Genomic DNA, 7,121 nt, shown 5'->3' with positions numbered 1-7,121 from the left:
CAAGCAGACTTGAATACGGCTGGAGCCGCTACGGTCCGTGCGCTGGCCGCCAAAGGACGGACAGCCCATGCCGACGATTGAGTTGCCACCCAGAAGGCTCGGACATGCCGCTGCGCCTCTAACAACCTGCTGCCTTCTGATGCCTAACGTTCGGCGTAAGGGGCGGCCTGCGGCTTGCCGCAGGACGTCCCCTTGACGGAGGGGTTAGGCGCTTGCGACATAGGAGACCACCTCTTCGTTTTCTTCGAGTTCATGAACGATGCGGAAGACGCGATGCGACAGGCTGGCTTGCTGAAATAGGCTGGACAGAGAAAGCAGGACGGCCTCCGCTGGCCCTGGATTGGAGGGGCGAACTGAGCACTCATAGTGGTGAACTTCGCCCGACGATCCCGCAAACCAGAACCCAGCTACCTCCGACACCGTACTCTGCACCAGGACTCCAAAGGGATTGCCCTCCCTCTCTTCAACCGTGATCTCGAATGGGGCTTGCCCGAGAAGAGGCATGAGGCTCTCGAAACCATTTGGAACTACGAGATCGATCAAGAAGTCGTCTGCCATGGCTGCCTGAAGCGCCTAACGTTCGACGTAAGGGGCTGGCCGCAGGCCAGTCCCCTTGACGGAGCGGTTAGGCATGGTGGCCAGAGCATCGAGATGCCTGGAACGCAATGCCACAACCGACATGTATTTCAAACCCGGTGGCCCGACGAGCCGGTGATTGGTAAGGCAGAGTGCTTCCATAACAAGTGCTACGACGCTGGCTGGTAGAGACGAAGGATTTGAACTGCCTTGGCAAGGCGCTGAAAGCCTGCCTTGACAGAGATTGCCCACAGAGTACCACTGGCGCTGACCAGGAAGAGCAACTTGCGGCCTTGGCATGCTGCCGAGGCCACCCACATACGCCCAAGCTGACTTGAATACGGCTGGAACCGGCACGGCCCGCGCGCTGGCCGCCGAAGGACGGACAGCCCACGCCGACAATGAAGTCGGCACCCAGAAACCGATGACGCGTTGCTGAGACTTCACCAACCGGCTCTTGCCTTCTGATGCCTAACGTTCGACGTAAGGGGCTGGCCGCAGGCCAGTCCCCTTGACGGAGCGGTTAGGCAGAGCGGCCAGAGCATCGAGATGCCTGGAACGCGATGCCACAACCGACATGTATTTCAAGCCCGGTGGCCTTACGAGGCAGTGACGGGCAAAGCAGAGTGCTTGCATAACAAGTTCTACGACGCTGACCGACCGAGACGAAGGATTTCAACCGCCTCGGCAAAGCGCTGAAAGCATGCCTTGGCAGAGATCGCCCACAGAGTACCACCGGCGGCGACCAACGAGAGCGATTTCAGCGACCGTTGCGTGCTGGCCCGGCCACCCACATGTGCCCAAGCTGACTTGAATACGGCTGGCACTGGCACGCCCCTCGCGCTGGCCGCCGAAGGACGGACAGCCCACGACGACGATGAAGCCGACACAAAGAGGCCGTTGGCATGTCGCTGAGACTTCAACCGCCTGCTGCCTTCTGATGCCTAACGTTCGACGTAAGGGGCCTGCCGAAGGCAGGTCCCCTTGACGGAGGGGTTAGGCCTCGGGTTTGAAAAGTGCATGCAACCTCCAAGCCACCAAGGCCAGCAATACAACAGAGACCGGCCAAACACCCGAGCTGGGGCTGCCGATGGCGAACTTGAGGACAGGAGCAGCGAGGGTGGCGGCCGCAAAGCCAACGACTGACAGACGCGGCTTGAAGGCGAGGAGCACGAGGGATACTGTGACAACGATTGCCACCATGAGCTCTGGACGATACAGGCCCAACCTTTCAACGTAGCTCGAGCTCAAATACGTTTGGAGATTGTGCGCCCAGAGTAGCGGCATTGCGATGCACCAGACGGCTGTGACTATCAGCAGAAGCACGTTGAAAACGCCAAGGCGGGGTCTTGCTCGCATGAGGCCTAACGTTCGACGTAAGGGGCAGGTGCAAGTGGGCGAAGCCCGCTTGTGGCTGTCCCCTTGACGGAGGGGTTAGGCTTCACACTCGCATGCCTACCCATATGACGGCTTCGGTTGACGCGGCGACGAGTGGCGAGAGCAAGCGAAGCCATAAGGCCTGCGACTGAATGTGGGCGGCCGACTGATCATGATGTTGCTGCTCTTCAGCAACGATAGCAGCGATGGCCCTTTGGGCGGCTTCGTCTCTTCCCTGGAGGTCGACTAACTGCTGCCGCAGGTGACGGAGAACTACGCGCTCAACAGCCACCGTAGTTGCTGCGATTGCGTTCCTGCCGAAAAGCCCCGTAGCCAGACCCAAAGCGTAGCCGCCTACGCCACACAGCAAATAGCTACGGCAACGAGGTCGGCCTCGGCGCTCAAGTTCAGCCCAGAAGATTGAGCGATGCCTCTCCTCGTGGGACTTGAACTCAGCAATCTCGCCTACGAGGCTTGGAGCGGTAAGACGAGCGAGCAGCAGTTGGCCGGCATAGATGTGGACCGCGCCGTTTTCGCCAGCGTGGTTGACCTTGAGAATGCGGTCTCCGAGGAGACTCGATTCAAGTGGCGCCGTGGCCGTGCTCATGAAGCCTAACGTTCGACGTAAGGGGCGGCCCGCTTGCGGGACGTCCCCTTGACGGAGGGGTTAGGTTGAACTTCTGACGAGCGCCCACCGTAGCAGAATGCCAACAAGCACACCCACAACAGTGATGGCCGAAATAAGAAACAACAGCTGCAATGCATCCCTAGCTGCCTCAAATGGCGAAAGTGGGCAGTTGGAACCGTAGGTATCGCATTTGTACTCTTTCTCTCCTGTAACGATGTCATCACCTTGACCTCTTTGATCAATGGTGTCGATACCGGCAGAGTACATCTGGAATCCTTGGCCACCATCCACCCGTCGATAAATGTATCGGCCTCCCCACGGATCAGGCGGGACCTTCTCCACCATTCCGGCAGTTGCGAGCTGATCGAGTGAGTCAGGCAGTGAGCCATGCTTGCTCCGGTAGGAAAGAACAGTCCCACTGAGAATCCGGAGGTCAGTCTGAGCGCTTCGAAGCTTGTGGTCCCCCTCGTAGATGAATGACGGCGAGATCAATTCAAACGCCACAACTGCCGCGAAGGATAGAGCAAGCGATCCAGAAGAGACGGCCAGAATTCCTCGCATTCTCTGCAACCTAACGTTCGACGTAAGGGGCTGGCCGCAGGCCAGTCCCCTTGACGGAGCGGTTAGGCAGGGCGGCCGGAGCACAGAGATGCCTGGAACGCAATGCCACAACCGACATGTATTTCATGACCGGTAGCCACGCGAGGTGCGCGCTGGTGAAACTGGGGACTTGCATGACAAGTACTACGACGCTGGCCGGACAAGATGAAGGACTTCGACCGCCTCGGCAAAGCACTGCAAGCTTGCTTTGGCAGAGATGGCCCACAGAGTACCACCGGTCGTGACCAACGAGAGCGATTCCAGAGATCGAGGTGTACTGCTGCGGCCACCTACGTGTGCCCAGGCTGACTTGAATACGGCTGGAGCCGCCACGGTCCGCGCGCTGGCCGCCAAAGGACGGACAGCCCGAGCCGACGACCAAGCTGGCACCCAGAAACCGTAGACACGTCGCTGAGGCTTCACTGGCCCTGCTGCCTTTTGATGCCTAACGTTCGACGTAAGGGGCTGGCCGCAGGCCAGTCCCCTTGACGGAGCGGTTAGGCGGAGTGGCCAGAGCACCGAGACGTCTGGAACGCAATGCCGCAACCGACGTGTACTGCAAACCCGGTGGCCCGACGAGCCAGTGACTGGCAAAGCAGAGTGCTTGCATAACAAGTGCTACGACGCTGGCCGGACGAGACGAGAAGTTTGAATTGCCTTGGCAATGCGCTGAAAGCTGACCTTGGCAGAGATGGGCCACAGAGTACCATCGGCGGTGACCAAGGAGAGCGATTCCGACGACCGTAGCGTGCTGCCGCGGCCACCAAAATGTTCCCACGCGGCCTGGAATACGGCTGGAGCCGCCACAGCCCATGCCGACGATTGAGTTGCTCCAACGAAGGATCGGACATGCCGCTGCGCCTTCACCAACCCGCTGCCTTCTGATGCCTAACGTTCGACGTAAGGGGCTGGCCGCAGGCCAGTCCCCTTGACGGAGGGGTTAGGCAGAGCGGCCAGAGCAACGAGATGCCTGGAACGCGATGCCGCAACCGACATGTATTTCAAACCCGGTGGCCCGACGAGCCAACGACTAGCAGAACAGAGTGCTTGCATAACAAATGCTACGACGGCTTAGCCGGACGAGACGAAGGATTTGAGTCGCCTTGGCAAAGCGCTGAAAGCTTGACTTAGCAGAAATGGGCCGTGGAGTACCACCAGCGGCGAGGCGGAGCGTTTCCAGCAACCGTGGTCTGTTGCTGCAGCTACCCACATGTGCCCAGGCAGACTCGAATACGGCGGGAACCGCCACGGCCCGTGCGCTGGCCGCCGGAGGACGGGCAGCCCACACCGACGATGGAGACGCCACCAAGTACTCGTGGATATGCAACTGCGCCTCCACCAACCTGCCGCCTTCTGATGCCTAACGTTCGACGTAAGGGGCTGGCCGCAGGCCAGTCCCCTTGACGGAGCGGTTAGGCAGAGCGGCCAGAGCACCGAAATACCTGGAACGCAATGCCACAACCGACATGTATTCCATGCCTGGCAGCCAGGCGAGGCGGATGTTGGCGGAGCAGGAGACTTGCATGAAAAATGCTACGAGACTGGCCGGACGAGGCGCAGGACTTGAAGTGCCTTGGCAAAACGCTGCAAGCTTGCCTTGCCAGAGATGGCCAACGGAGTACCACCGGCGGTGACCAGGGAGAGCGATTTAAGCGACCGAGGCGTGCTGCCGCGGCCGCCCACATGTGCCCAAGCTGACTTGAATATAGCTTGAGCCGCTACGGCCCGTGCGCAGGCCGCCGAAGGACGGACAGCCCACGCTGACGATGAAGAAGTCACCCAGAAATCGTTGACACGACGCTGAGACCTGGCCGGCCCTGCTGCGTTCTGATGCCTAACGTTCGACGTAAGGGGATGGCCGCAGGCCAGTCCCCTTGACGGAGGGGTTAGCCAACCCCGTTGAATGCAGGCACTCGGATGAGAGGGACTTCATGAAACTCATTGGACTGGTGAGCAGAGCCATTCAACCATCGGTAGAAGGACTGCCGTGTTGAGCTCGTCGACTTTGGTTTCTCGACCAACCGACGAACCCATGGTGTCTTGAAATGTGGCAACGATTGACTCGCCTTCGGGCCTTAGCCAGACAGCGCGCAGTAGCCGCGCCCTTGCATACTCTTTCGCCGTGGAGAGTCCAAGCTGACCGTGGGACACGTAAGGAACAACCTGCGCGGCCCATGGTGCGTCTCGCAGAATGAGGCAAGCCACAGACAACTGAGCAACGTTAATGTTTCCGGCCTGGGCGATTTCACTCAGTTCAGCTCGGACTTGTGCCCAGGGGTCTTCTCGGCTGGTCATGGAACTTGAGGTTGGCTAACGTTCGACGTAAGGGGCGGCCCGCTTGCGGGACGTCCCCTTGACGGAGGGGTTAGGCCACAAGTGCGTTCCAGTATGCATTTTGATGGCTATGACTGGCGAATTCTCTCTGGGATCTCGGAGGCTGCCTTGAGAAGTAGCGCTTCCCCGAGAGTTTGAATCATTTCGGCGGGAAGATGCTCAGCAGTCTCTGCGTGGCCAACCAGAGGCGGGCAACTGCCTGGCATGTACAGGGTCAATCCAGGAATCTTGAGAATTGAGAACAAGGCTTCGTAGAGGCGACTGTCGTCCAATGGATCGATGCTAAAGCTGTCGATTTGATCGGCGTTCGTATCAACATACAGAGCACACTTGTCCGACACATCAGGGCCGAAGCTCAGCACGAACCACTTTGGCTCGGTCTCAATGATGAATGGGCCAAATGCTCCTCGGAGCACGGTCGCCGGGAACGAAGCTCGTTCGCCCCCAATGAAGCTGCCGACAAATAGATCAAAGCTCATATGGAAATGCGACGGACGGCGGATAGGTGACGGTGAGGCCTAACGTTCGACGTAAGGGGCTGGCCGCAGGCCAGTCCCCTTGACGGAGCGGTTAGGCAAAGCGGCCAGAGTACCGAGATGCCTGGAACGCAATGCCGCAACCGACATGTACTTGAGGGCCGGTGGCCAGACGATGCAGTGACTGGCAAAGCAGAGTACTTGCATAACAAGTGCTACGACGCTGGGCGGCTGGGGACCAAGGATTTAAGCGACCTTGGCAAAGCTCTGGAAGCTTGCCCTGGCGGAGATGGCGCACAGAGTACCACCGGCCGTGAACAACGACAGCGATTCCAGCGACCGTGGTGTGCTGCTGCGGCCACCTATATGTGCCCAAGTTGACCTGAATACGGCTGGAGCCGCCACGGATCGTGCGCTGGCCGCCGAAGGACGGACAGCCCACGCTGACGATGAAGCAGGCAGTCGACATGCGTGGATACGCTGCTTCGGACTCAACCGTCAGTCCCTGACTTCTGATGCCTAACGTTCGACGTAAGGGGCCTGCCGAAGGCAGGTCCCCTTGACGGAGGGGTTAGGCGTCACTGCGGCCTTGCAGACGGTTGCTTTGCGCATGGGAAGATTCGCTCAAGCGATGACGCCACAAGCCAAGGAGCGGGCAGATCACGCACCGTTGGGAACTGCTCCAGGTATTGCTTCACGATATCACTCAGCTGACGCTGAGTGGCGTTTGATGGAATCTTGAAGCAGACCTTGAACGAGAGCTGTTGTTCCTCGTTTAGAGCTTCTACCGTTCCGATGACGTACCCGATGGCGAAGCCATTCTGCGACGTAGAGGCGGGCGCCGAAAGGCCAGCAAGAAGTGCGTTGCCATCCTTGAAGAACGCGCGAGGCTCAGCCCCGGCTGTGCCGAGAACTAGCGCTGTCACCACGAAGCAAAGCGCTCTACGCGTTGGGAGCCTGCTCAGTGTTGCAGCCATAGTGGACTCGAAGCGTGAAGGGTTCTGTCTTGACGCCTAACGTTCGACGTAAGGGGCCTGCCGAAGGCAGGTCCCCTTGACGGAGGGGTTAGGCCGCATTCGGCTAGGCATGCTGCGACAGGGAATTGACCCACAAGGCCACGGTGATTGAGA

At 59.4% G+C, this 7,121-nt stretch carries 5 protein-coding genes; all 5 read right to left on the bottom strand.

Annotated features, from left to right (window positions below):
• Nucleotides 1–204: 204 nt before the first annotated feature.
• A complete protein-coding gene (locus tag AACH06_RS29750) occupies nt 205–558 on the bottom strand; it encodes a hypothetical protein (protein ID WP_341429456.1) in 354 nt (117 codons plus the stop codon).
• Nucleotides 559–2,017: 1,459 nt separating this feature from the next.
• On the bottom strand, nt 2,018–2,560 hold the full coding sequence (locus AACH06_RS29745; protein ID WP_341429455.1) for a demethoxyubiquinone hydroxylase family protein: 543 nt from the start codon (nt 2,558–2,560) through the stop codon (nt 2,018–2,020).
• A gap of 60 nt (nt 2,561–2,620) precedes the next feature.
• Nucleotides 2,621–3,142 carry a type II secretion system protein GspG gene (locus AACH06_RS29740; RefSeq protein ID WP_341429454.1) on the bottom strand — a complete coding sequence of 174 codons (522 nt, stop codon included), beginning with the start codon at nt 3,140–3,142 and terminating at the stop codon, nt 2,621–2,623.
• A gap of 2,441 nt (nt 3,143–5,583) precedes the next feature.
• A complete protein-coding gene (locus tag AACH06_RS29735; RefSeq protein ID WP_341429453.1) occupies nt 5,584–5,994 on the bottom strand; it encodes a hypothetical protein in 411 nt (136 codons plus the stop codon).
• Between the two features lie 575 nt (nt 5,995–6,569).
• Entirely contained in the window at nt 6,570–6,968 is a 399-nt protein-coding gene (locus AACH06_RS30235) for a Rap1a/Tai family immunity protein (RefSeq protein WP_423222103.1), read from the bottom strand.
• Nucleotides 6,969–7,121 lie beyond the last annotated feature (153 nt).

It is taken from the genome of Ideonella lacteola (assembly GCF_038066555.1).
Taxonomy (GTDB): Bacteria; Pseudomonadota; Gammaproteobacteria; order Burkholderiales; family Burkholderiaceae_C; genus Ideonella; species Ideonella lacteola.
The sequence above is the reverse complement of the archived record's forward strand: the minus strand, read 5'-3'. Positions and strand labels throughout refer to the sequence as shown.